This is a genomic window from Halobaculum halobium, assembly GCF_030127145.1.
Classification (GTDB): domain Archaea; phylum Halobacteriota; class Halobacteria; order Halobacteriales; family Haloferacaceae; genus Halobaculum; species Halobaculum halobium.
This window is the reverse complement of record NZ_CP126158.1, coordinates 1934570-1957595: the sequence shown is the minus strand read 5'-3', so window position 1 is coordinate 1957595 and position 23026 is coordinate 1934570. Positions and strand designations below refer to the sequence as shown.

The following is a 23026-nucleotide window of genomic DNA, read 5'->3' as shown; positions in this document are numbered from 1 at the left end:
GGCGATGCCCGAGCCGATCCGCCCGGAGTTTCTCCCCGACCCTGTGCTCGACCGCGAGTCGATGGAGGCGCTCCAGCGCGACATCGCCGAGGCTGCGAGCTTCGACGACGACTTCAGATTCGACTCCGCCAACGTAGGGACCATCGATGACCGCGACGCGGGCGCCGCCAGCGCGGATTCGACCGTCAGTCTCGACCGCTTCGACGCTGACGGCGACAGCGCCGACAGTTCAGCGGCACCGCTCGTCGCCGGCGTCGACCAGGCGTTCCTCGACGACCGAGCCGTCTCTGCGGTCGTCGTCCAGCGCGGCGGCGAGGTGGTCGAGCGCACGTACGCGGTGACGGAGCTGTCGATCCCGTACGTCCCCGGACTGCTCGCGTTCCGCGAGGGCGGTCCGATCGTCGACGCGCTGGCGACGCTGGAGTCGGAGCCGGACCTGTACGTCCTCGACGGAAGCGGCCGGATCCACTTCCGACAGGCCGGTATCGCAACCCACATCGGGGTGCTGTTCGACGCGCCCGCGATCGGCGTTGCGAAGTCGCTGCTGTGCGGGACGCCTGCGGATCCCGTCGACGAACGGCCCGCGGGCTGGCGGACCCCGATCGCCGCGGACGACCGCGTCGACGCGCCCGACGGGACCACGATCGGATACGCCTACCAGTCGCGACAGTACGACTCCTCACCGGTGATCAATCCGCTGTACGTGAGCGCCGGCCACCGCGTGAGCGCCGAAACGACGGTCGACCTCGTGGCCGCGCTGTGTGACGGCTACAAGCTCCCCGAGCCGACCAGGGTGGCCGACGCGTACGCCGACGAGGCGAAGCGCGAGGTCGCAGCGACCGGTTCGAGGTAAGTACCCGACGCGGCCGAGACGGCGGGAGTTAACTTCGGGGCCTCCGAGGGCGGTGACATGACACGAACCGTACTCATCACGGGCTGCTCGTCCGGCATCGGGCGGGCGAGCGCGACGGCGTTCCTCGAGGAGGAGTGGACGGTGTACGCGACCGCGCGCAACCCGGCGGACATCCAGACGCTGGGCGAGCACGAGGACTGCCGCATCGCGACGCTGGACGTGACCGACGAGGGCGACATCGAGCGCGTCGTGGATCGGATGCTCGACGAGGAGGGCCGCATCGACGCGCTCGTCAACAACGCCGGCTACGGGCAGATGGGCCCGGTCGAGGACGTGCCGACCGACGCCGTGCGCGACCAGTTCGAGGTGAACGTCTACGGCCCGCACCGCCTGATCCGCGAGGTGTTACCCGCGATGCGCCGCCGCGAGGACGGCGCCATCGTGAACGTCTCCTCGGCCGCCGGCCGGGTCGCGTTCCCCGGCGGCGGCGTCTACTGCGGCTCGAAGTACGCGCTGGAGGCGATGAGCGACGCGCTCCGCAACGAGGTCCGCGAGTACGGAATCACCGTCTCGCTGATCGAACCCGGGCCGGTCGAGACCGACTTCGAGGACCGCGTCGAATCGGAGATCGACGGGCTCGACCGATCGGGCGCCTACGAGTCCTTCTACGACCTGTTCGAGGACTACGACGCCATCGGCGGCGGCGGATTCGCGGCCGTCTCCCCGGAGCGCGTCGCCGAGGACGTCGTCGACGCCGCGAGTTCGACGAAGCCGCCCGCGCGCTACCCGGTGGGGCCGCTGGCGACGGTCGCGGAAGTCGGGCGACTCGTCCCGACGCGGATCGCCGACTCACTGTGGTCGCTCGCGTCGAAACTGTCGTGAGCCCGTGAGCGACGACGCCCCCGCGGACCCCGAGGAGGTCGACGACCCGCTCGAGGCGCTGCACGGACACCTCGCCGCGACGGCCGAGCGGCCGGTCGCCCGCGCCGCGAGCGCGCACCTCGGTGAGGCGGAGGCCGTCGCACGCGACCTCGCCGAGCGGCCCGCTGACCCAGACACCGTCCGCGAGCGCGTGAGCCACGTCATCCGCCTGCTGCGCGAGGCGGGCGACACCGAAGACGAGACAGCCGACGAGCACGTCGCTGCGGCGCTCACCCTCGCCCAGCGACTGATCGAGGAGTCGTCCGACCGCGACGGCGACTCGACGTAACGGACCGATCAGGCCAGACAGGCGGCGACGACGCGCAGGGCGTCCTCCCCGCGCACCTCGTCGGCGAGGAGGGGGACGCGCTTCACGGCGCGGCCGCGATAGAGGTCGGTCGCCTCCGCGAGGCTGTTCTGCTGGACCTCCCACCGGCGCTGACAGAACTCGCAGTCCTCCAGGTTCGGCGTGACGATCCACGAGGCGTCGACGCCGTCGCCGAACTCCGCGACCTCGCGCGGGTCCTCCATCACGCGATTCACGACGAGCGTGTTCACCGGGATGGAGAACTCGTCCAGCCGCTCGACGAGGCGTTCGGACTCGACCACGCTCATCTCCTCGGGGACCATCACGACGCGGAAGTCGGTCTTCGACGGGTCCTGTAGGGTCTCGCGCAGGCGGGTGATCCGGGCTTTCAACTCGTCGAGGTCGGGTTCCCCGCCGGCGCCGTCGCCCATCCCGAACATTCCCTTCATCCCCTCCATCATCCCGGAGAACTGCTGTTTGAGCTTCATCATCCGGCCGACCATCGAGTCGAGCATCTCCGGCAGTTGGAGGAGCCTGAGCGTGTGTCCGGTTGGCGCCGTGTCGACGACGACGCGGTCGAATCGAGGGTCGTCCAGGTGATCGAGCAGCTGGCGCATCGCGGCGGCCTCGTCCGCGCCGGGCATCGTCCCCCCGAGCATCCCGCCCAGCGGCGAGTCGGCCATCGCCTCGCCCATCCCCCGAGGCCGCCGAGCGGGTTCGCGTTGCCGCCCGCGTCGCTGGCGCCGGCGCCGACATCCGCGTCGTCGTCTTCCCCACCAGTAGCCATCCCCTCGCCGAACATTCCCTCCTCCATCGCGGCGTCGGGGTCGATCTCGGCGCCGTACAGGGGCACGTCCTCCCGGATGCGCGATGGCTGCGCCGGGACGTCGGTTCCGAGCGTGTCCGACAGGGAGTGGGCTGGGTCGGTCGACACCACGAGCGTGGCGACGCCGTCGTGCGCGCTCGCGAGCGCGGTCGCCGCCGCGCACGTGGTCTTCCCGACGCCGCCTTTCCCACCGTAGAGGACGTACTCCGGGGCGTCCGGGCCGTCGAGTCCGGCTGCGCCCCGCATATCGATCTCCGCACCCATCCGTACCGGGTCGTCACCGGCCTCGTCGCTGGCGCCGGCGTCGTCGTGTGCGGAGTCGCCGGGATCGTCCGGCTCCGAATCGATCTCGTCGACGGGCTCCACGTCGATGTCGCTCATTACGTGACGGTGGGGTTCGGACGCTTGTCTATCCGTTGGTCCGAAGGAGTCTGGACGCTCCGCCTCGCCGAGGGTTCAAATACGATGCCGGGACCAGCACGAGCCGGACGGTTCGGGTCGTCGGCGTCGACCCACAGTCCGCGTAGTTCCGCACGCGTCGCCGGCGCGTTCGGGGCCGAGCCCAGCGCTCGCGACGATCGGCGACCGATCGCGCTACCCGAAGTAGTCGACCAGCCGCTCCGCCGCCTCCTCGGCACGGGGGGTCACCAGCGCGAACCGGAGCCACTCGTCGCGCGCCGAGCCGAAGGTCTCCCCCGGCATCCCCGCGACGCCGGCCTCGTCGATCAGCCGCTTGGCGTTCGCCATCGTGCCCGGGAAGCCGTCGAAACGAGCGAGGACGTAGAACGCGCCATCGGGCGTCGTGTACTCGGCGCCGGCGGCGTCGAGCGCGTCCGTGAACGTCGCCACACGTTCGCGCAGCATCGCCCGCACGTCGGCGTAGTAGTCGGGGCCCGTCTCGCGCAGCGCGTTCAAGACGGCGACCTGTGGCGGGCGCGAGGTCGCCACGTTGACGAGCATGTGCCGGGTCTTCGCAGCGTCGACGAGGTGGTCGGGCAGCACCGCGTAGCCGACGCGAAAGCCGGTGATCGCCATGGACTTCGAATAGCCCGTCGTCACGATCACGCGGTCGCTGTCCAGCGTCAGCGCCGACTCGAACTCCCCGGTGAAGTCGAAGTGGTCGTACACCTCGTCGGCGACGAGTGTCGCGTCCACCTCCTCGGCGATCGCCGCGAGCTCCGCCATCGTCTCGCGGGAGTAGACCGCACCGGTGGGGTTGTTCGGGGTGTTCACCAGGATCAGCGCCGTCTCCTCGTCGGCGGCCTCGCGGAACTGCGCCGGATCGATCGACCCGTCACGCTCGGTCGGCACGAGCGTCGCCGCCGCGTCGAACAGCTCCGTCTTCCCTGGGTAGTACGGGTACACCGGGTCCGTCAACAGCACCTCCGAGCCGGCGTCGCGGTCCAGCGCCGCGGCCATCGCGAGGTAGTTGGCCTCGCCGGTGCCGTTGGTGACGACGATCCGGTCGGCGTCCACGTTCCGGCGAGCGGCGATCTCCTCGCGCAACTCGCGCAGCCCCTCGCTGGGCGGATACTGGAACTCGTCCGGGCTCGCGTCGGCGTACTCGCGCAACCCGTCGCGAAGCGCGGTCGGCGGTTCCCAGTCTGGATTGCCCGACACCATGTCCACCACGTCGCGGTCGGCCGACGCGGCGTACTGCATCACGTGAAAGAACTGCGGGCGTTCGTAGTGCACGGCTGGTCGGCGGTACTGTGCGCCCTCGCTCCTTGACTCCCGCGGTCTTAAGCCGCGGCCGACAGACGACCAGGTATGCGTGAGTTCGAAGCCGATCCGCCCGTCGAGGAACGCGTCGGCGACGCCCTCCGTGAGGCGGGTGCGACGGTCGCGACCGCCGAGTCGTGTACTGGCGGCCTAATCGGGTCGCGCTTGACTGACGTCCCCGGATCCAGCGACTACTTCGACCGCTCGATGGTCACGTACAGCTACGACGCGAAGCTGGAGGAGTTAGCAGTGTCGCGCGAGTCTCTCGACGAGGAGGGCGCGGTCTCGGAGCCCGTCGCCCGCTCGATGGCCCGCGGCGTTCGCGACACCGCCGGCGTCGACTGGGGCGTCTCGACCACCGGGATCGCCGGCCCCGACGGCGGCAGCGACGAGAAGCCCGTGGGGACGGTGTTCGTCGGCGTCGCGCACGCCGGCGCGTGGGGGTCCGGCGAGAGCCGCGCGGGCGTCGAGCGCTACGAGTTCGACGGAACGCGAACGGAGATCAAAGCGCAGATCGCGAGACAGGCGCTGACGGATCTACTCGACGCCGTAAGCGAGCGGCAGTAGCGACAGGACGACGACTGCGCCCGGCGATGGAGAGGCGACGACAGCGCTCCATCGACGCCGGTCGATGCCGAAACGGTTTGGTCGCTCCGGCCTCCACGGCCGGGCGTGAACAAGAAGGGCCACGTGCTGAACGCGATCCTCCTGGCGATCGGGTTGGGTTACGTTCTCCAGCCGTCCGGGGACGTGGAGACGTTCGTCACCATCGTCGAACTGTTCGTTCCGCTCGTGCTCGGCGCGCTGTTTCCCGACGTGGACACCGCCTTCGGCAAGCACCGGAAGACGCTGCACAGTCTTCCAGTCCTCGGGATAATCATCGCGTACCCGGTCTACTTCGGGAACCTCCAGTTCGTTTGGATCGGCGTCGCGACCCACTATCTGCTGGACGTTGTCGGGAGCAAGCGCGGTATCGCGCTGTTCTACCCGCTGTCGTCGACGGAGTACGGTCTTCCGATCGGCGTGACGACCTCCAGCAAGTGGGCGGACACGTTCACGGTCGCCATCACGCTCGGCGAGCTCGCGGCGCTGGCGGCCGTGCAGTTCTTCGTCGTCGATCTCAACACCGGGACGCCGCGCGAGGCAACCGCGGCGGTTCTCGCCAGCATCCCGGTGTGAGTGACTGTCCGCCCCGACCAGACCGCTGATCAGTACACCGAGACGTCGTCGAAGCGACCGTCGTAGGCGATGTGTCGCGGGTGGGTCGCCTCCATCCCCGAGAGCAGCAGGCGGTCGAACTTCCCCCACGAGTTCTCGTAGCCGAGGTGCCCGAACTCCACCAGCCGCCGCAGTCGCGTCGCCGGGTCCCGCTGCGTGACGACCGACCGGGGCATCCCGTCTTTCAGCGCCGTCACGAGTGCGTCCTCGCCGCGAGCGTCGCCCTCGAACTCCGTCCACGTCGACCCGACGGTCCCGGGGAGGTGCGCGTACGAGGAGCCGAACGCTGACAGGTCGAACGCCTCGGCGATCCGGCGGCCGCGGTCGTTCTGGCGGCCGAACAGCTTCGCGTTGTACGTCTCGACGGCGTCCAAGCGGTCGCGGTACGCGCCGACCTCCGCGCGCGTGAGACTGACGTTCATGAACTCCGGGTGCGGGACGAGCACGGCCGCGCCCTGGCGTTCGAACTCCGCCAGCGCCGCCTCGAAGGTGATGAAGTCGGGGACTGGCTCGGAGAGGCCCACCACGAGGAGATGCCGACGGTTGCCCCAGTCGCCGGTGAACACTTCGCGGGCGGGGACCACGGTGACCTCGTCGGTAGAGAACCGCTCGGCGCGCTCGCGGAGTTCGGGGAGCCGCGTGAAGTGGCGGGCGTACACGAGCGTGTCGATGCCCGACTGGCGCGCCCGCTCGACGACTCTCTCGTCGAGTACCTTCACGTGGGGGTCGACCCGCGTCGGTCCTGCAGTCACACGCGGAGGTACGTCGGGCCGAGGTTAGTGATTCCGCTTTGGGATCGAATGCGGGCGCAGAGATACACGACAGCTGGAGGTCGATCCCCGGACGAGCGACGACCGCGGGGGCGACCCCACGGAACGCTTAAGCGAGCCAGTCCTCTGCATCCGGGTATGTCCCGGTGGGCCTGTGGACTCGACGGATGCGACGCGGCGTTCGACGCGATCGAGGACGCCGTCGTCCACCAAACGACCGCACACGAGCGCCACGAGTGCCAGGTGTGCGGCGCCGTCGTCCCCGACGGCTACTTCGCCATCCGCCACGCCTTCGACGAGCACACCCGCGCCGAGTTCGTTCGCGCGTACGACGCCGACTCCGACGACGTCCGCGAGCGCGAACGGATCAAAGCCGACATCGAGGAGATCGCTGACCTCGACCGGATCGTCGAGCGCGTCGACGGCGACGTGTGAGCCTGTCGAACCCGGCGAGTACCGGTCGTATACCGTACTGAGAACGCTTCGCATGGTACGACGAACTGTCGTTCGTCGCTATTCCCGCGAGCGAACGCGAGCGGGAGCACGACGAGCGCGTCAGCGCTCGTCGGAGTCGAGCACGCGGATCTGGTCGCCGCGCACGGTGACCGGAATCGGGACCGTCGCCTCGTACAGTTCGACGGTCACCTGGTCTTTGCCCTCGTCGATCCGCTGCACCTGGGCCTTCTCGCCCTTGAACGGGCCGGCGATGAGCTCGACGATGTCCCCCTCGGCGATCCCCTCCACGTCGGGTGTCGGCGAGAGGAAGTGCTCGACCTCCGACATCGACGACCGGCCCGCCTCGCCGCCCGGCCCCTCGACGAGGCCGCGAGCGTGGGGTACCTCCTCCAGCACGCGCCGGATGATCGCGTCGTCGTCGGCCTCGACCATCACGTAGCTGGTGAGCTGATCGGGCGCGAGCACGGCGTGGATCTCGGCCATCTCCTTGCTTGCGATCATGTCGGCGACGGTGCGCTCCTGGCTGGCCGTCGTCTTTACCGAGTAGATCGGCACCGTCAGATACCTCCGGTGAGGACGGACATGACCGCGAAGATCATGAATCCGAGGAACCCGACGAGAAAGATGCCTGCACCGGCGATCTTGGAGATCTGGGAGAACTCTTCCCAAGAGGGCGTGCTCGCCAGCTTGAGCACCCTGACGTAGCTTGTCAGGTCGTACTTGACATCCATGGTTATCGGGCGTACTTCGCCGCACCTTCTATATCTGTTGCTCTGCCCGCGAACCGCCCGTCACGGGGACGCACGCGGCGGACGCGAGCGTCGGCGCGAAGCAGGTCGAGAAACCGAGATCGGTGGACCGGTCGAGACTGCGCCGCGGGACCGGACGAAAGAGGGCGTCGCAGCGGGGGGTCGTCACCGCGGGACTCCGGGTCGGCGGCGACGAGCGGGTGAGTTACTCGACGTAGTCGAGGTCCTCGAGCTGGTCACCGGCGGCCGCCTGCGCGGCCTCGTTGCGGCCGTAGATCTGCGGGGAGTCGACGCCGGTGACGACGATCATCGTGCGCATCTGGCCGTCGAGTTCCTCGTCGATCGAGGTGCCCCAGATGATCCGCGCGTCGGGGTCGATCCGGTCGTAGATCTCCTCGACGACGCCCTCGGCCTCCTCGATGGACATGTCCGAGCCGCCGGTGACGTTGACGAGCGCGGAGTTGGCGCCGGAGATATCCACGTCGAGCAACGGCGAGCGCAGCGCCGACTGGACGGACTCCTGCGCCTTCGTGTCGGAGTCGGACTCCCCGAGGCCGATCATCGCGACGCCGCCCTTCTCCATGACGGTGCGGACGTCGGCGAAGTCGAGGTTGACGAGGCCGGGCTTGGTGATGAGTTCGGTGATGCCCTTGACGCTGCGCATCAGGACTTCGTCGGAGATCTTGAACGCCTGCCGCACGGGGAGTTTCCCGACGGCGTCGAGCAGGCGGTCGTTGGGGACGACGATCACGGTGTCGGCCACGTCGCGGAGGCGTTCGAGGCCGGCTTCGGCGTTGGTGCGGCGCACCTCCCCCTCGGCGGTGAACGGCGTCGTGACGATGGCGATGGTGAGCGCGCCGATTTCGCGTGCCGCTTTCGCGACGACGGGCGCCGAGCCGGTGCCGGTGCCGCCGCCGAGTCCGGCGGTGACGAACACCATGTCAGACCCCTGCAGCGACTCGCGGATCTCCGACTGCGACTCGATGGCCGCCTCCTCGCCGACCTGCGGGAGCGACCCGGCGCCGCGCCCCTGGGTCTTCTCTTGGCCCATCAGGATCTTCGTGTCCGCCTCGATGTTGACGAGGTGCTGGACGTCGGTGTTGGCCGCGACGAGGTCCGCGCCGTGGATCCCCTCCTCGGCCATCCGGTTCACCGTGTTGCCGCCGGCGCCGCCGCAGCCGACGACGGTGATGTTCGTCTGGAGGTCTTTCAGGACGTCCTGAAGTTCCTCGTCGGTCATCTTCCCCGTGCGCGGCGCGCCGTCATCCGATGCGGACGAATCCGCCGCGGCGTCGCCTCCGGCCTGGTCGGACGCCGGGTCCGCGGAAGCGCCGTTCTCCCCCGCTTCCCCGGCCTCCTCGGCCTCGTTGATCGCGTCCTCAACGATGGAGTCCATAGGTATGAGGAGCCGTTGCCGACGGAGAGTTATTATCCTTCCCCCTCGTGTCTTGCACCCGTCAGACGCCCCGTGTCGGGCGGCGCGAACGTCCGAAGCGGAGACAGCGCCGCCGTCGGGGGACACGGTGGCCGAGCTGTCGGGCGATCGGTCAGACGGGGAACACGTCTTCGCGCTCGCGTGCGACCGTCGCTGGACGGATCGTTTCGCCGTCGACCTCGACCGGTTCTCCCGCCGAGAGCGCGCCGAACTTGGGGCCCTCGGGAACGCCCAGCGTCGCGGCCCGCTCGGGGTCGAACGACTCGACGCGGGCGACGACGGCGCCGTCCTCCCGGACGACCTCGTCGTACTTCTCCGCGAGCACTGCCGCGAGGTCGTCGACGAGCGCGTCGTAGGGGTCGGGGTCGCCGTCGTCGGTGTGACCGCTCGCTGAGTCGACTGCGAGCGCGACCCGCCCTGCGGCGCGCGTGCCTGCCTGTTCGGTCTCGAAGCCGACGGCGTGACGCTCGACGGCTGCGCGGGCGCCGTCGGCGTCGACCCCCTGCGCCTCCGCGAGCAGATCCGCCGGGAGGTCGACGACTCGGTAGGCGTCCGCGGGGTCGCTCTCCAGGCCCGTCCCCAGGTCGTCGACCCGGTCGCCGAACCGGAGGCCGTCGTCGACCCGAATGAGGTCGCTCTCCAGCGCCCCGACGAGGTCAAGCGGGCGGTCGTCGACCGCGCGGAGCCACGTCTCGCTCACGACCCGCACGTCGCGGTCGGCGAGCGCCTCGCGGAGCACCGGCCGGTCGCCCTCGACGAGAGCGAATTCGGCGTCGCTCGCGCGGATCGCCGCGTCGACCACGTCCCCGTGCTCCTCGGGGTGGCCGAGCTCCTCCAGTTGCCAGTCGGACGCGATGTGTCCGACCCCCACGCGGTCCCGCGGACGATCCGCTCGAACCGCGGGGCGTAGTGGCCGCCCCCGAAGCCCACGACGTGGCGCGGACGGTCGGGATCGCCGACGGCAACGCTCGCGCCCCGGTCGGAGAGATCGAGCACCGCCCGGGCGACCGCGTCGGCGCCGTCGGGGTCGTCCCACTGCTCGTCGTCGCTGCCGAGTTCCGCGAACACCGCGGGCGTCGCGAGGTCGGTGGGACCGTGGTGCGTCCCCTCGATCGCGACCCCGTAGTCCTCGGGCGCGTGCTCGTCGAAGCCAGCGACGAGCGCGCGCTGGACGCCCGGGCAGGCGGGCGCGAACGACCCTGGCTCGCCGCCGTACTCCGCGTCCCCGAAGTTGCCCGTGAAGTGGCACGTCAGGAGGGGGCCGGTGTCGCCCGAGTGGCGCGAGACGAACACGAGGTACTCCGGGGGCTCGGAGAAGGCGGGCGTGGGGTCGTCCAAGCGGATGTGCAGGTCGTCGAAAGTGCGGAGTTCGAATCCCCGGATCGCGCCTTCCGTGTCCCCCGCGTCGCCGCCGCGGGCGAGCGTGTGGTACGTGCCGCCGCCGTCCGCGTCGGCGCGGGACGCGTCGGTCCGCTCGGTCCACTCCGCACGCGCGAGCAGTCGCTCGGCGATGTGGGTCGAGGCGCGGTCCGCTCGGGAGACGACGATGCCGATCACTGACTGGCAGTAGCGGCGTGCGGGAGGAATACGCGTCGGTTCCGGACGGGGGCGCCAGCAGAGAACGAGCGCGTCAGTCTGCCGGCTGTTCCGCGTCGCTACCGACGGCCTCGCGGATGGTCGTCCCCGTGAGCGAGGCGACCGTCCGGATCTCGTCGCGGCGCGTCGCGAGGAGGCCGATCGTGAGCACCAGGTAGAGGACGGTGTACGCCTCAAGCAGGAGGATCGAACTGGCCTCGGCGGCCGCCTCCGTCATCGTCCGGATGAAGTAGAACTCGGTCACCACCTGCGAGAGGAACAGCACGAGCAACACCAACGCCTCACGCACGGATATCTGGAAGTTGATCAGGATAGCGAGCGCGAAGAAGCTCTGTGCGGCGGTGATCCAGATCTCCGCCGCCTGCTTCTCGTCGAACATGAGCACGCCGTACTGGCCCGCGGAGATGCTGTACACGACTGCGAGCGTCCCGATGAGCAGCGTCCACTGGTTCAGCTTCGAGGAGATGAGCGCGTTGAACGCCGCCGTCGCGCGCGCTTTGTTCACGAGGTACGCGGTGACGATGAGTTCGGGGCTCTCGGAGGCCAGCGGGGCGATCCACTGGATCATGAAGAACTCGGGGATCCCGTACTGGAGACCGAGGTCCTCGAGCCCGTGGGCGAACGGCTCGACGGCGGTGAATATCAGCAGTCCGGAGTAGCCGAACAGGCCGAGAACGGCGGCCGCGCGGACGGGGAACGGCTTCGACTGGAGGTACGCGGGAACGCCGACCTGCTCTTCGATCTCTTCGACCTCGCCGCGGATGATGACGAGGATGTACGCGGCGTACAGCCCGACGAGCACCAGCGTGTCGATACCGCCGATACCGCCGCCCAGCGGAACGAAGAACGCGAACATGGTCGCGGCGAACAGGAACGCGATCTCCAGCGAGATGTCGCGGTCGAGCGAGACGTAGTCCCCGAGGGCGCGGTCGGTCGTGACGACGTTGGGGTCGTCGCCGCGGGTGTACGCCTGATAGATCGAGAACAGCGCGATGCCCGACCAGCCGATACCGATGAGGATCCGGTTCGCGCCGGTCATGTTTGCGACCGCGAGATTCGCCGCCTGCGCGTCCCCCTGGCCCGCCTGCCAGGCGTACAGCGCGTCGACGGCGTACTCGGGCGCGACCGCCAGCACCGCGAGCACGGCGATCGCGAACGCGCGCGGCACGTCCTTCTCTGCGGTCTCGGCGCCCCACGCGAGCAGGAACGACGCCCCCAGCACCGCGACGCCGCTCACGGCGACCGTTCCGAGCGTCGAGAACCCCGCGGCTCGCCCGGTCAGCCACGAGACGATCCAGGGGAGTGTCAGCGCCAACCCGCCGAACAGCGCGACGAGCGGGCTCCGAAGGCGTGAGCTCATTACCGCCACGGAACCAGCGGCTGTCCCTTACTCTTGCGTTTCGCGACGATCGGTTCGGGGAGCGGTCTCGCCCCGCCGTCGGGACGCTTTTCCGGCCCCTCGGGAACTGACTCGTATGGACGTGTACGGACTCATCGGGACCCCGGTCGAGCACTCGGTGTCGCCGCCGATGCACGAAGCGGCGTACGACGCGCTCGGGATGGACGCCCGCTACGTGACCTTCGAGCCGGACGTCGACGACGGCGCCCGCGCAATCGAGGCCGCGGCCACCCTCGGCGTCGCGGGGCTGAACGTGACAGTGCCGTTCAAGCAGGACGTGCTGTCGGCGGTCGAGCCCGACGAGCTCGCCGCCGAGGTCGGCGCGGTGAACACCATCGACTACCGGAGCGACCCACCACGGGGGTACAACACCGACGTGGCCGGCGTCCGCAGGGCGTTCGAGCACCACGGCGTCGAGCGCGAGGGCGCCACCGCCGTCGTCGTGGGTGCCGGCGGCGCCGGACGCGCGGCGGCGTTCGCGCTCGCCGACGACGCGGTGTCGCTCCACGTGGCCAACCGCACCGCGAAGCGAGCGGAGTCGCTCGCTGCGGACGTTCGCGCGTCGCTTCCGGACGATCTCGACACGACGACGACCGTCTCAGCGGGCGGGCTGGATTCGCTGGCCGACCGCGTGCCCGCCGCGGACCTGCTGGTGAACGCGACGACCGTCGGGATGGAGTCAGACGAGACGCCCGTGCCCGGCGACCTGCTCCACGAGGACCTCGCGGTGCTGGACGCGGTGTACGCGCCGCTGGAGACGCGCCTGCTGCGGGAGGCGGCCGCCGCCGGCGCCACGACGGTCGACGGCGCGTGGATGCTGCTGTATCAGGGCGTCGAGGCGTTCGAGCGCTGGACCGGCGAGGACGCGCCGGTCGACGCGATGAACGCCGCGCTGCGCGCGGCGCTCGAGTGACACCGGGAAGCATCGGGCATCCGTTCGTCACCGCTCCTTCCCGGTGTTTTCTCGACGATCGGCGCTGGATTTTTAAAAAGGGACGGCGTGGGTCAGCCAAATGGGACTCCTTCAGCAGATCAAGCGAATCCTTGGCATCGGGGGCGACCAGTCGAGCGGTCGGACGACCGAGACGTCGGTAACGGTGGAACGCGAGCGCGACGAGCCGGACCCCGAGACGGCGACCGAGGACGCCGTCAAGGGAACTGACGGGGAGATCGACGACGGCGGCGGGGACCCGGCTGCCACCGGCACCGACGCCGCCGCCTCGACTGGATCGACCGTCGACACCGACGACGAGGGCGCCGCCGAACCCGCGGAGGCCGCCGCGAGCCCGGGGACGGAGTCGGTCGACGAGGACGACGCCGGGGAGGACGACGAGCCCGTCGCCGCCGAGACGGACGCCGCCGCCTCCACAGATTCGCTGGTCGACGAGGCGGAGGCCACCGACGATGCGGCCACGAAGGCCGAGCCCGCGGAGGCCGCCGGCCCCGAGTCTGAGGACGTCACGACCGACGTGGACGAGGTCGACCCGGACGCCGACGAGGGAGAAGCAGGCGGCGAGGCTGACGACGGAGAAGCAGGCGGCGATGAAGCGGACGGCGAAGAAGCGGACGACGGATCCGCCGGCGTTCCGGTCGATCAGGTCAAGGGGATCGGTCCCGCGTACGCCGAGCGCCTCGCGGAGATCGGGATCGAGACGGTCGCGGATCTGGCGGCCGCCGACGCCGAGTCGGTCGCAGAACGGACCAGCGTCTCCGAGAAGCGCGTCGGCCGCTGGATCGACCGCGCGGCCGAGTTCGAGGCGTAACGACTCGGGTTCGCCCCGGCGTCGCGCCGGCCCGAACCGAACTCGCTTTTTCGCTGCCGCGACACGGTCGGCCATGGAGACGGTCACGGACCGCGAGCGGTTCCGACGCCTCGCGGCCGACGCCCCGGCTGACGCCCGGATCCCGGTCGAACGCCGGATCGCGGTCGGCGACCCCTTCGACGCCTACCGCCGTGCCCGCCGCGACGACCGCCCGGGTGTGTTCTACGAGACGACCGGCGGCCAGTCCGGTCGGGGGTACCTCGGCGTCGACCCCGCGGAGACGCTGACGGTCGGCCCCGAGGCGGTCGTCCGCGATCCCGAGCACCCGGGCCACGGCGACTACGCCGCCCCGTCGCCGACGCTGTCGGCACTGGAGGGACTGCTCGACGCCGGGACGCTTGTCCGCGACCACTGCGACGTGCCGTACCCGTGCGGCGCCTTCGGGTGGCTCTCGTACGACGTCGCCCGCGAACTGGAGTCGTTCCCTGCCGACGGCGCCGTCGACGACCGCGGCCTGCCGCGACTGCAGGCGGCGGTGTACGAGACGCTCGCGTCGTGGAAAGAACCTCGGGCCAACGGGAGTGTCACGCTCCAGATCACCTCGTGTCCCCGGCTCGAAGATCACGCGGACGCCGACGCGGCCTACGACGCCGGCCTCGGCGCCGCCGGCGACCTGATCGACCGGATACGCAACGGCGATCCTGCGGTCGGTCCCGCGCCCGCCGGCGGCGACGCCGACGGCGCGACCTTCGAGAGCGACTGCGGCCGCGAGGCGTACGCCGAGCGCGCTCGCCGCGTCAAGGAGTCGATCCGCGCGGGCGACACCTTCCAGGCGAACGTGAGCCAGCGGCTCGCGGCGCCGGCGGCGGTCCACCCGGTCACCGCCTACGCCGCCCTTCGAGCCCGCAACCCCGCGCCCTACTCCGGGCTGGTGGAGTTCTCCGGGGTCGACCTCGTGAGCGCGAGCCCCGAACTCCTGGTGCGCCGGGACCCAACCAGCGACGACGCGGACGGCGCCCGCCTCGAAACCGAGCCGATCGCCGGCACTCGACCTCGCGGTGCCGACCCGGAGACCGACGCCGCGCTGGAGGCCGAACTCGCGGGCGACGAGAAGGAGCGCGCAGAGCACGCGATGCTGGTCGACCTGGAGCGCAACGACCTCGGAAAGGTCAGCGAGTACGGCAGCGTCTCGGTCCCGGAGTACCGCCGCATCGACCGCTACTCGGAGGTGATGCACCTCGTCTCGCTGGTCGAGGGGACCGAGCGCGCCGACCGATCGCTGGCGGACACGCTCGCGGCGGTGTTCCCCGGCGGCACGATCACCGGCGCGCCGAAGCCGAAGACGATGGCCATCATCGACGCGCTGGAGGGGACCCGGCGCGGCCCATACACGGGGTCGATGTTCGCCGCCGGCTTCGACGGCCGCCTCGTCGCCAATATCGTCATTCGGACGCTCGTGCGGACCGGCAGTGCGTACCACCTTCGGGTGGGCGCGGGCATCGTCCACGACTCCGACCCCGAGGCCGAGTACGAGGAGACGCTCGCGAAGGCGCGCGCGCTCGTCAGGTCCGTCGACGACGCGCTGGATGCGGATATGGCGGTCGCACATGACACGGAGGCGGACGCGAACGCGGACGACACCCCGGAGGTGGACCCCGACAACCAAAGACAGGGGGACGGGGAGGTGGACGAGTGAGCGACTCGGTCCCACCGGGCGACGCCGCCGGCGGCCGGGTCCTGGTCGTCGACAACTACGACTCGTTCGCGTACAACCTGGTCCAGTACGTCGGCGAGCTGGCCGACGAGGTGCTCGTCCGGCGAAACGACCGCGTCGACGTGGACGGCATTCGGGACCTCGATCCCGACGGCGTCGTCGTCTCGCCCGGCCCGGGAACGCCCGAGGAGGCGGGCGTCTCGATCCCGGTGTTCGAGGAGCTCGACTACCCGACGCTTGGCGTCTGTCTGGGCCACCAAGCGCTGTGTGCGGCCAACGGCGCCGCGGTCACGCTCGCACCCGACGTCGTTCACGGCAAGCCGTCCGACGTGCGTCACGACGGCCGCGGCGTGTTCACCGCCCTGCCCGACCGCGTCGAGGTCGGGCGCTACCACTCGCTATGCGTCGAGCACGACGCGGTACCGCCGTCGCTGGTGGAGACCGCCTGGACGGACGACGAGCGCGAGGTGGTGATGGGCGTGCGCCACGCCGAACGACCCCACATCGGGGTGCAGTTCCACCCCGAGAGCATCCTCACGCCCGACGGCAAGCGCATGATCCGCAACTTCCTCGGGGTCTGCGACCGAGGTGCGATCGAATGAGCGACGACGGCGACGATCACGGGAATCTCGTCTTTCACGTCGACGGCGAGCTCGTGCCCGCGAACGAGGCGTCGGTCTCTGTGACGGACCGTGGCTTCCAGTACGGCGACGCCGCCTTCGAGACGGTGCGGGCCTACGGGGGAACGCTGTGGCGGTGGGACGCCCACGTCGAGCGACTGTTCGGGACCCTCGACGCGCTGGGGATGCCCGCCGGCGAACTCGGGCTGTCGGCGCTGGATCTGGAGGCCCGCGTTCGAGACGCCCTCCGCGCGAACGACCTCGCGGACGCGTACGTCCGACTGTCGGTGACGCGCGGCGAGACCGCCGGATTCGCTCCGCCCGACGCCGCCGAGACCGAACCCACTGTCGTCGCTGTCGTGAAGCCGCTCCCCCGGGGAGGGCGCGAGGCAACCGGCGGCTCGTCGACGTGGGAGGGCCCGGCGACCCTCCAGACAGTGAAGACCCGCCGAGTCCCCGACCGTGCGATCCCGAGCGAGGCGAAGACGCACAACTACCTCAACAACGTCCTCGCTCGCGTCGAAACCCGCGTCACGGGTGCCGACGAGGCGGTCATGCTCGACGGCGACGGATTCGTCGCCGAGTGCGCGACGGCGAACCTCTTTTTCGTCGCCGACGACGCGATCCGGACTCCCTCGCTCGACGGGCCCGTGCTTCCGGGCGTCACCCGCGCGGAAGTGCTCGATATCGCCCGCGAGGAGGGGTTCCCGGTCGAGGAGGGACGCTACGTCCCCGACGACGTTCGCGACGCCGACGAGGCGTTCATCGCCTCCTCGATACGGGAGCTCCGCCCCGTCGGGACCTACGACGGCGTCGATATCGGAGGAGGGCCGGTGACGACGCTGCTGTCGCGGCTGTACGACGAGCGCGTCGAGGCGACGTGTTACGTCGACGATTCGGAAGACCAGGCCGGCGTCGACGAGGGCGCAGACCACGCTCCCGAATAGGGAGGCATACAAGTCCGCCGGCCCTCCCGGCGGGCATGGACGATGACGCGCGCGTCGCCGACGCCGACGACGTGCCCGAGGGCGAGACGCTGCTGTTCACCGTCCGCGACGCCGACGGCGAGCTCGCAGAGGCGTTCTGCACCCGCCTGTCGGACGGGACGGTCGTCGCGTACCGCAACTACTGCCAGCACTGGACGGACGTGCGCCTCGACAAGGGCGACGGCGCCCGCGTCACGAACGGCGAGGTGTGGTGTCAGAAGCACGGCGCGACGTTTCAACTCGACACCGGCTACTGCGACTTCGGCCCCTGCGAGGGCTCGGTGATGGAGGGCGTCGACGTGACCGTCGTCGACGGCGGCGTGTACCTCGATGACGACGAGTACGCCTTCGAGCAACTCGGAGCCAGCGGCGTCGACAGGGGCGACGGCGGCGACAGCCGGATCGACTTCACCGGGAACTGAGCCGGCGATCGGTCACCGGCCCGACGCGGAGAGCGCGTCGCCGGTGGCACCGAGTTCGGGGTCGATCGCGTCGCGAACGGCCTCGACGGCCGCCGCCACGTCGGCGCTCGGGTCGAGCGTGAGGAGCAACCCGTCGTTCCCGGCGTACATCCGGACGATCGTGAGGTGTTCCATGGTGGTGGCGATGTGCTCGACGCCGCCTGCGCCGGGGAACAGTTCGTCGACGAACAGCCCGATCTCCGAGAAGTCGATCCCGGCGTAGTCGTGGATCTGGTCGAAGTGCTCGCTCATCTCCCCGCGGTCCGCGTAGAGCGACTCGGTGACCTCGTCGCAGTAGACGATATCGTAGGCGTCGCGGGTGAACGCGGCGACGACGTGGAGGTCGGAGCCGTCGTCGAACGCGTCGTGGACGGCCGCGACGGCGGCGTCCGCGTCGAACGAAACGGGGGCGTCGCTGTCGGCCATGTCAACGGGGAACCAGCGGTGAGACATATAGCCACCGCTGTGGAGAGGGAGAAGATTGCCTGAAAGCGGGAAATTACCGAAGCCGATTGGGAGGGGCGAATCGCCCCTCCCTCGGATGAGCTCTGCGCCGAACGCGAGCGAGTCGTGTCGCTCGTCGGTCGAGCAGTCGGCGCGCAGGAGTAGCGGGAGGGAGCTTTGAACACGGTCGTTCCGCTCGCATGCGCTCGCTTCACTCCCTGCTCAAATCTCTCTCGGACGCACTGTCTGGCGCGCGACTCACGATTCACTCTGTTCATCGTTCGCGGCGCGCGTCGAGAACATAGCGGGAGGTAGATTTGAACTACCGATCTCCGGGTTATGAGCCCGGCGGAATCTCCTGGCTATCCCATCCCGCTACCAAATACAATTCGACCTGTACTTGTAAGGGTTGTGTTTCGTATCCCGCCGCCGTGTGTGGGTTTGAGCCACGTCAGTCAAGCACGCGCCAGGTGAACACGCTCTCTGCGACGTAGTTGACGATCATCCCGACACCGATGCCGCCAGCCCGGGAGACGACGAACCAGAGGTCGATCCCCGCGACCGACAGCGGCAGCGCGAGTCCGCGGTACAACGCCGTGAACACCAGCAACTGGACGGCGATACCGCCGGCGCGAACGACGTTCGACTTCGCGAGCCGCCGCAGCGTCGGGGCGAGCCCGCCGAGCCCCTCCTCGGCGAACGTCACGCGGTCGTTGAGCAGGAACATCACGACGACGGCCACCTCGATACCGACGAACGCGGCGACCTCCGGGAAGACGCCGAGCTCGCGCAGCGCCGTCGAGGTCGCGATGTCGAAGGCGAAGCCGACGACGCCGACGGAGACGAACTGGCCGATGCGCGTCCCCGAGGCCAGCGCCGCGAGCGCGCCGTCGTCGCTCATCGCGACTCGGTTCCGTCTGGGTCGTCATCGCTCGCGACGTGTTCCCCTTCGGTCCCGTCGTGCTCGCCCGCGGCGCCCGGGGCGGCGCCCCCGTCGCTCACGGCTCCGCTGTCGTCAGGTCGGTCTATCAATGCGACGCCGTCCTCGCGGTCGATCAACCGATGGAGCCGGTCGTCGCGGATGAGCCGCGCGCGGTGTCGCGCGACCAGCAGCCCGCGGCCCATGTCGAGCGTGTCGCTCACGGGCGAGACCGTCGATCCCGGCTGATCCTCCCAGGCGACGGGCACTTCGAGGATCCGGTAGTCCAACCCCGCGGCGACCGCGACGAGTTCGATATCCCACGCGAATCCCGGCTCGTACAGGTGGTCGCGGGCGCGTTCCCACGCGGTCGCGGTGATCGCCTTCGCGCCGCACTGGTAGTCGTACAGTTCGGCGTCGAGCAGGCGGCGCGCGATCCACGCGAAGCCGTCGCCGAGGAAGCGCCGAGCGAACGTCTGGTGGGATCGGACCACGGAGTCCGGGTGACGGCGGGACCCCGCGGCGAGATCCGCGTCGCCGTCGCGGACCGGGGCGATCACGTCCGCAAGCGATGACGCCGGCGTCGCGCCGTCGGCGTCGGCGAAGGCGTACACGTCCGTCGAGAGCGCCTCGAAGCCGGCGGTGACGGCCGCCCCCTTGCCGCGGCGGCGACGAACGACGCGGCAGTCCACGTCGTCGGGAAGCGCGAAGGAGACCGAGTCTTCGGAGCCGGAGCCGGGAGTCGTCGAGGCGGTCGCGGCGGCGTCACCGTCGCCGGCGCCCCGGGCGCCGTTCGGGAGGTCGAGTTCGACGCGGAGCTCGTCGGGGTCGATCGTCTCGCGGATCGCACGGAGGTAGGTCCGGAGCCGACCGAGGTCCGGGTGATAGGCGGGGACGACGACGCCGACGGTCGGCTGCATACCCGGGGATTCCGTACCGCCGGATAAAAACGGTGCGAACACGGCCCGGTAGCGGTATCGGCTACCGCCGGAGGAACGACCCGACCAGGACCACCAGTCCGACGACGGCGACCGCCGCAAAGACGGGCAGCGTCGCCTCGTCGGCACCGGAGGGGAGCGTTCCCTCGGCGACCAGCACCTGCACGACCAGGTTTCCCGCCACCGCACCGACCAGCGTGACCCCGCCGGCGATCAGCATCCGATTGTCGCCGAACGGCTGCACCTCGGCGTCGACTCCGTCGGCCCCGTCGGCCGTATCACCCCGATCGGACTCGTCCTGTCGTGGCACACACCGTCTCGGAGTCGCCGACGCTTAGTCGTTGGTGTCGGCCGGATCGAGTACCGCCGGGAACTCACAGCCGAGGGACGCTGACGCCGCCGGCGGCGGTCGACGCCGGCGGCGTCGCTTGCGGACGTGTGCTGCGAGCGGTCCTCCTCCGCGGTGGAGGGAAAGGAACTTACCCCGGCGGCGACCGGTGGAAACCGATGGAGTACGGTCTCGTCGTCCGCTGGCTCGTCGCCCTCCTCGCGCTCGGCGCCGTCGGGATGCCGCTGGCCGCCCGACTGTTCCCGCGGTCGGCGACGCGGGGCATCGGCTTCTCGCTTCCTCTCTCCGCGCTGACGCTCGGCCTCGTCGCGTTCTGGGTCGGGCGCGTGGCGTTCGGCCCGATCGCGCTCGCGGCGGGAGTGGTCGTCCTGCTCGCGCTCGCGGTCGCGACGGTGCTGGACCGCGACGCGCTTCGCGAGGGCGCCGTCGCACTCGACGACGACGCGGTCGAGAGACTTCCGGACCGGACCGTCGTCGCCGAGACCGCCGCGGTGTTCGCGGTCGCGTTCCTGTTCGTCGTGGTGATCCGCGCGTTCGATCCCGGCGTCGACCCCAGCGCCGGCGAGAAGTTCCTCGATTACGGGCTCCTCAAGTCGCTGCTGCGGGCGGACGCGCTGCCGCCGGAGGACATGTGGTTCGCCGGCGAGTCCGTCCGCTACTACTACGGGGGGCACCTGCTGGCGGCGCTGTTCTCACTGCTGACGGCGACGCCCGCCCGCTTCGGGTACAACCTCGCCCTCGCGGGCGTCTTCGCGATGCTCGTCGCCGCTGTCTACGACCTCGCGGGCGCGGTCGCGGCGAGCAGAGGGCGTTCGCGCCGGATCGCTGGTCTCCTCGGGGTGTTCCTCGTCGGCCTCGCCGGGAACATCCACACCGCCGGCTGGGTGTTCGTCCGCGCGCTTCCGCCCGGGCTTCGCGAACGCGTGGCCGGCGTCCTCGACCTCGACGCGGGCGAACTCGTCGCCCGGGAGTTCTCCTACTGGACTGCCAGTCGCATCATCGAGGGAACGATCAACGAGTTCCCGCTGTTCGCGTGGCTCAACGGCGACCTCCACGCGCACATGACGATGACGCCGTTCCTCCTGCTTGGGGCGGCGCTCGCGTTCTCGCTCTATCGCACGCCCGAGTCGGAGACGCGTCGCCGGCGGCTGCTCCTGTTCGGCGCCGTGCCGCTCGTCGGCGGCTTCCAAGTCGTGCTCGACACGTGGAGCTTCCCGAGCGTGTTCGGCCTGGCGTGGCTGGCGCTCGCGGCCGCACCCGCGGCGCCGCGGACGCTGCTTCCCGCGTCGCTTCGGCGCCGGCTCGACGCGGCGCTCGGCAGCGAACGGGGAGACGGGAGAGCCCACCCGACCGCTCCCCGTCTTCCCGCGGAACTCGCCCGGCCGGTTGTCGCCGCAGTGGTAGTCGCCGCCGCGGGGGTGCTCGCGGTCGTCGTCGCCGCCCCGTTCCTGCTCGTCGCCGTCGCCGGCGGCGGCAGCGAGCGCGAGCTCGCGGTGCTGCCCGTCGAGATGCGCTCGTCGTTCGGCAGCCTCCTCGTCGTCCACGGGGCGTTTCTCGCGACGTTCCTCGCGGGGGTGCTCGGGGCCGTCGGCCGGGAGCGCCCGGTGGCGGTGGTCACCGGGGGCGTCGCGTTAGCGCTCGCGGGGTTCGCCGTCGGACTCCCCGCGCTCGGGCTCTTCGGGACGCTGCTGATCGCGGGGTGGGTCGCGCTCCGGACCGACCGCGCTGGGTTCGAGACGGTGTTGATCGTCGGCGGCGCGGGGCTGGCGCTCGCGGTCGAACTCGTCTACCTGAACGAGCAGGCCGGTCCCGGCCGGATGAACACGGTCTTCAAGACGTACGCGCAGGTGTGGCCGCTGTGGGCAGCCGCGGCGGGCGTCGTCCTCGCGGGGATACTGGAGGCCGTACCGCGCCCGGGCGCCTCGGCGCTGTGGCCGAGTTCGGGCACGCGCGACGTGGCGGCGGCGCTGTTCGTCGCCGCGCTGCTCGTGTCGACCGGGATGTACGCCGCCTTCGCCGTTCCGGCGCACGTGAACGAGGGATATCCCGACGACCCGACGCTCGACGGCACCCACTTCGTCGGCGCGTTCCACCCCAGCCAGGAGCGGGCGATCGACTGGCTGGACGCCCGCGAGGGCCAACCCGCGATCCTCTCGGCGCCCGCGACCGGAGTGTACCCCGGCGCAGAGAGCCGGTACGGCCACTCGCCCAGGATGTACCAGTGGGACGCCAGTCCCGCCGCGAGCCTCACCGGACTCCCGACGGTCGCCGGCTGGCACCACGAGGTCGGCTACCGCGGCCCCGAGGCGTACTTCGGGCGGGTCCGCGCGGTCGACGACGCCTACACGTCCGATGCGGCCGCCGTCGAGGTCTTCCGCGAGTACGACGTGCGCTACGTGTGGGTCGGCCCGGCCGAGCGCGAGCGCTACGACGGCCGCGGGCTGATCGACTTCGCGTCGATCGATGGCGTCGACGTGGTCGAGGAGGCCTCGACCCCGTCGGTGACGGTGTTCCGGGTGACGGAGTCGGAGCTGCCGCCGGCGTCGTCGCTGCGGGAGGAAGAAAACTGACGGGCGACCC

At 70.4% G+C, this 23026-nt stretch carries 23 protein-coding genes, 1 tRNA gene and 2 pseudogenes; 13 read left to right on the top strand and 13 right to left on the bottom strand.

What is annotated here, in order from left to right; all coding sequences use genetic code 11:
- The first annotated feature begins 4 nt into the window (after positions 1 to 4).
- Genes P0Y41_RS10245 through P0Y41_RS10235 form a run of 3 tightly spaced genes read left to right on the top strand, consistent with a single transcriptional unit; the run spans position 5 to position 2063 of the window.
- Positions 5 to 853 carry an endonuclease V gene (locus tag P0Y41_RS10245; RefSeq protein WP_284061247.1) on the top strand — a complete coding sequence of 283 codons (849 nt, stop codon included), beginning with the start codon at positions 5 to 7 and terminating at the stop codon, positions 851 to 853.
- A 57-nt stretch (positions 854 to 910) separates the two neighbouring features.
- Positions 911 to 1735, top strand: coding sequence for an SDR family oxidoreductase (locus P0Y41_RS10240; RefSeq protein WP_284061246.1), 825 nt, complete (start codon positions 911 to 913; stop codon positions 1733 to 1735).
- A 4-nt stretch (positions 1736 to 1739) separates the two neighbouring features.
- Positions 1740 to 2063, top strand: a complete 324-nt coding sequence (locus tag P0Y41_RS10235) for a DUF8152 family protein (protein WP_284061245.1) — start codon at positions 1740 to 1742, stop codon at positions 2061 to 2063.
- An 8-nt stretch (positions 2064 to 2071) separates the two neighbouring features.
- On the opposite strand, the pseudogene P0Y41_RS10230 reads toward P0Y41_RS10235, so the two are convergent.
- Positions 2072 to 3288, bottom strand: a pseudogene (locus tag P0Y41_RS10230) (ArsA family ATPase).
- A 213-nt stretch (positions 3289 to 3501) separates the two neighbouring features.
- Positions 3502 to 4602, bottom strand: a complete 1101-nt coding sequence (locus P0Y41_RS10225) for a pyridoxal phosphate-dependent aminotransferase (RefSeq protein ID WP_284061244.1) — start codon at positions 4600 to 4602, stop codon at positions 3502 to 3504.
- Positions 4603 to 4677: 75 nt separating this feature from the next.
- Here P0Y41_RS10225 and P0Y41_RS10220 point away from each other — a divergent pair, with 75 nt between their 5' ends.
- Positions 4678 to 5196, top strand: a complete 519-nt coding sequence (locus tag P0Y41_RS10220) for a CinA family protein (RefSeq protein WP_284061243.1) — start codon at positions 4678 to 4680, stop codon at positions 5194 to 5196.
- 105 nt (positions 5197 to 5301) lie between these two features.
- Entirely contained in the window at positions 5302 to 5808 is a 507-nt protein-coding gene (locus P0Y41_RS10215) for a metal-dependent hydrolase (protein ID WP_284061242.1), read from the top strand.
- Between the two features lie 29 nt (positions 5809 to 5837).
- On the opposite strand, the gene P0Y41_RS10210 is transcribed toward P0Y41_RS10215, so the two are convergent.
- Positions 5838 to 6599 (bottom strand): PHP domain-containing protein, encoded by a 762-nt coding sequence (locus tag P0Y41_RS10210; RefSeq protein WP_284061241.1) that lies wholly within the window; start codon positions 6597 to 6599, stop codon positions 5838 to 5840.
- A 156-nt stretch (positions 6600 to 6755) separates the two neighbouring features.
- Between P0Y41_RS10210 and P0Y41_RS10205 the strand changes: the two genes are divergently transcribed.
- The gene (locus tag P0Y41_RS10205; RefSeq protein WP_284061240.1) at positions 6756 to 7052 is read left to right on the top strand and encodes a DUF7565 family protein; all 297 of its coding nucleotides are present in this window, start codon (positions 6756 to 6758) and stop codon (positions 7050 to 7052) included.
- 120 nt (positions 7053 to 7172) lie between these two features.
- Here P0Y41_RS10205 and P0Y41_RS10200 read toward each other — a convergent pair whose 3' ends face one another.
- The 5 genes and pseudogenes from P0Y41_RS10200 to P0Y41_RS10180 form a co-directional block, all read right to left on the bottom strand.
- Positions 7173 to 7628: a transcription elongation factor Spt5 gene (locus tag P0Y41_RS10200; RefSeq protein WP_284061239.1), complete on the bottom strand. Its 456-nt coding sequence runs from the start codon at positions 7626 to 7628 to the stop codon at positions 7173 to 7175.
- Positions 7629 to 7630: 2 nt separating this feature from the next.
- A complete protein-coding gene (locus P0Y41_RS10195) occupies positions 7631 to 7804 on the bottom strand; it encodes a protein translocase SEC61 complex subunit gamma (protein ID WP_284061238.1) in 174 nt (57 codons plus the stop codon).
- 223 nt (positions 7805 to 8027) lie between these two features.
- A complete protein-coding gene (gene ftsZ, locus P0Y41_RS10190; protein WP_284061237.1) occupies positions 8028 to 9218 on the bottom strand; it encodes a cell division protein FtsZ in 1191 nt (396 codons plus the stop codon).
- Positions 9219 to 9369: 151 nt separating this feature from the next.
- Positions 9370 to 10814, bottom strand: a pseudogene (locus P0Y41_RS10185) (D-aminoacyl-tRNA deacylase).
- Positions 10815 to 10887: 73 nt separating this feature from the next.
- Positions 10888 to 12213 (bottom strand): calcium:cation antiporter family protein, encoded by a 1326-nt coding sequence (locus P0Y41_RS10180; RefSeq protein WP_284061236.1) that lies wholly within the window; start codon positions 12211 to 12213, stop codon positions 10888 to 10890.
- A 115-nt stretch (positions 12214 to 12328) separates the two neighbouring features.
- Between P0Y41_RS10180 and P0Y41_RS10175 the strand changes: the two genes are divergently transcribed.
- The 6 genes from P0Y41_RS10175 to P0Y41_RS10150 all read left to right on the top strand — a co-directional run bounded on the left by P0Y41_RS10175 (position 12329) and on the right by P0Y41_RS10150 (position 17757).
- Positions 12329 to 13165 carry a shikimate dehydrogenase gene (locus tag P0Y41_RS10175; RefSeq protein WP_284061235.1) on the top strand — a complete coding sequence of 279 codons (837 nt, stop codon included), beginning with the start codon at positions 12329 to 12331 and terminating at the stop codon, positions 13163 to 13165.
- Between the two features lie 100 nt (positions 13166 to 13265).
- The gene (locus P0Y41_RS10170; protein ID WP_284061234.1) at positions 13266 to 14015 is read left to right on the top strand and encodes a helix-hairpin-helix domain-containing protein; all 750 of its coding nucleotides are present in this window, start codon (positions 13266 to 13268) and stop codon (positions 14013 to 14015) included.
- Positions 14016 to 14088: 73 nt separating this feature from the next.
- Positions 14089 to 15711: an anthranilate synthase component I family protein gene (locus P0Y41_RS10165; protein ID WP_284061233.1), complete on the top strand. Its 1623-nt coding sequence runs from the start codon at positions 14089 to 14091 to the stop codon at positions 15709 to 15711.
- Complete coding sequence (locus P0Y41_RS10160; RefSeq protein WP_284061232.1) at positions 15708 to 16331, top strand: anthranilate synthase component II; 624 nt, start codon at positions 15708 to 15710, stop codon at positions 16329 to 16331. The genes P0Y41_RS10165 and P0Y41_RS10160 overlap by 4 nt, the downstream gene beginning before the upstream one ends.
- Positions 16328 to 17296 (top strand): aminotransferase class IV, encoded by a 969-nt coding sequence (locus tag P0Y41_RS10155; protein WP_284061231.1) that lies wholly within the window; start codon positions 16328 to 16330, stop codon positions 17294 to 17296. Before P0Y41_RS10160 ends, P0Y41_RS10155 begins: the two co-directional genes overlap by 4 nt.
- Before the next feature lie 35 nt (positions 17297 to 17331).
- Positions 17332 to 17757 carry a Rieske (2Fe-2S) protein gene (locus P0Y41_RS10150; RefSeq protein ID WP_284061230.1) on the top strand — a complete coding sequence of 142 codons (426 nt, stop codon included), beginning with the start codon at positions 17332 to 17334 and terminating at the stop codon, positions 17755 to 17757.
- Positions 17758 to 17769: 12 nt separating this feature from the next.
- Here P0Y41_RS10150 and P0Y41_RS10145 read toward each other — a convergent pair whose 3' ends face one another.
- From P0Y41_RS10145 to P0Y41_RS10125, 5 genes are all read right to left on the bottom strand, one after another.
- Complete coding sequence (locus P0Y41_RS10145; protein WP_284061229.1) at positions 17770 to 18222, bottom strand: hypothetical protein; 453 nt, start codon at positions 18220 to 18222, stop codon at positions 17770 to 17772.
- A gap of 320 nt (positions 18223 to 18542) precedes the next feature.
- Positions 18543 to 18617: transfer RNA gene (locus P0Y41_RS10140), tRNA-Met, on the bottom strand.
- Between the two features lie 74 nt (positions 18618 to 18691).
- Complete coding sequence (locus P0Y41_RS10135; RefSeq protein WP_284061228.1) at positions 18692 to 19141, bottom strand: GtrA family protein; 450 nt, start codon at positions 19139 to 19141, stop codon at positions 18692 to 18694.
- A complete protein-coding gene (locus tag P0Y41_RS10130; RefSeq protein ID WP_284061227.1) occupies positions 19138 to 20079 on the bottom strand; it encodes a glycosyltransferase in 942 nt (313 codons plus the stop codon). The genes P0Y41_RS10135 and P0Y41_RS10130 overlap by 4 nt, the downstream gene beginning before the upstream one ends.
- A gap of 61 nt (positions 20080 to 20140) precedes the next feature.
- Positions 20141 to 20407 (bottom strand): hypothetical protein, encoded by a 267-nt coding sequence (locus P0Y41_RS10125; RefSeq protein WP_284061226.1) that lies wholly within the window; start codon positions 20405 to 20407, stop codon positions 20141 to 20143.
- Between the two features lie 197 nt (positions 20408 to 20604).
- Between P0Y41_RS10125 and P0Y41_RS10120 the strand changes: the two genes are divergently transcribed.
- Positions 20605 to 23016 (top strand): DUF2298 domain-containing protein, encoded by a 2412-nt coding sequence (locus P0Y41_RS10120; protein WP_284061225.1) that lies wholly within the window; start codon positions 20605 to 20607, stop codon positions 23014 to 23016.
- Positions 23017 to 23026: the final 10 nt, after the last annotated feature.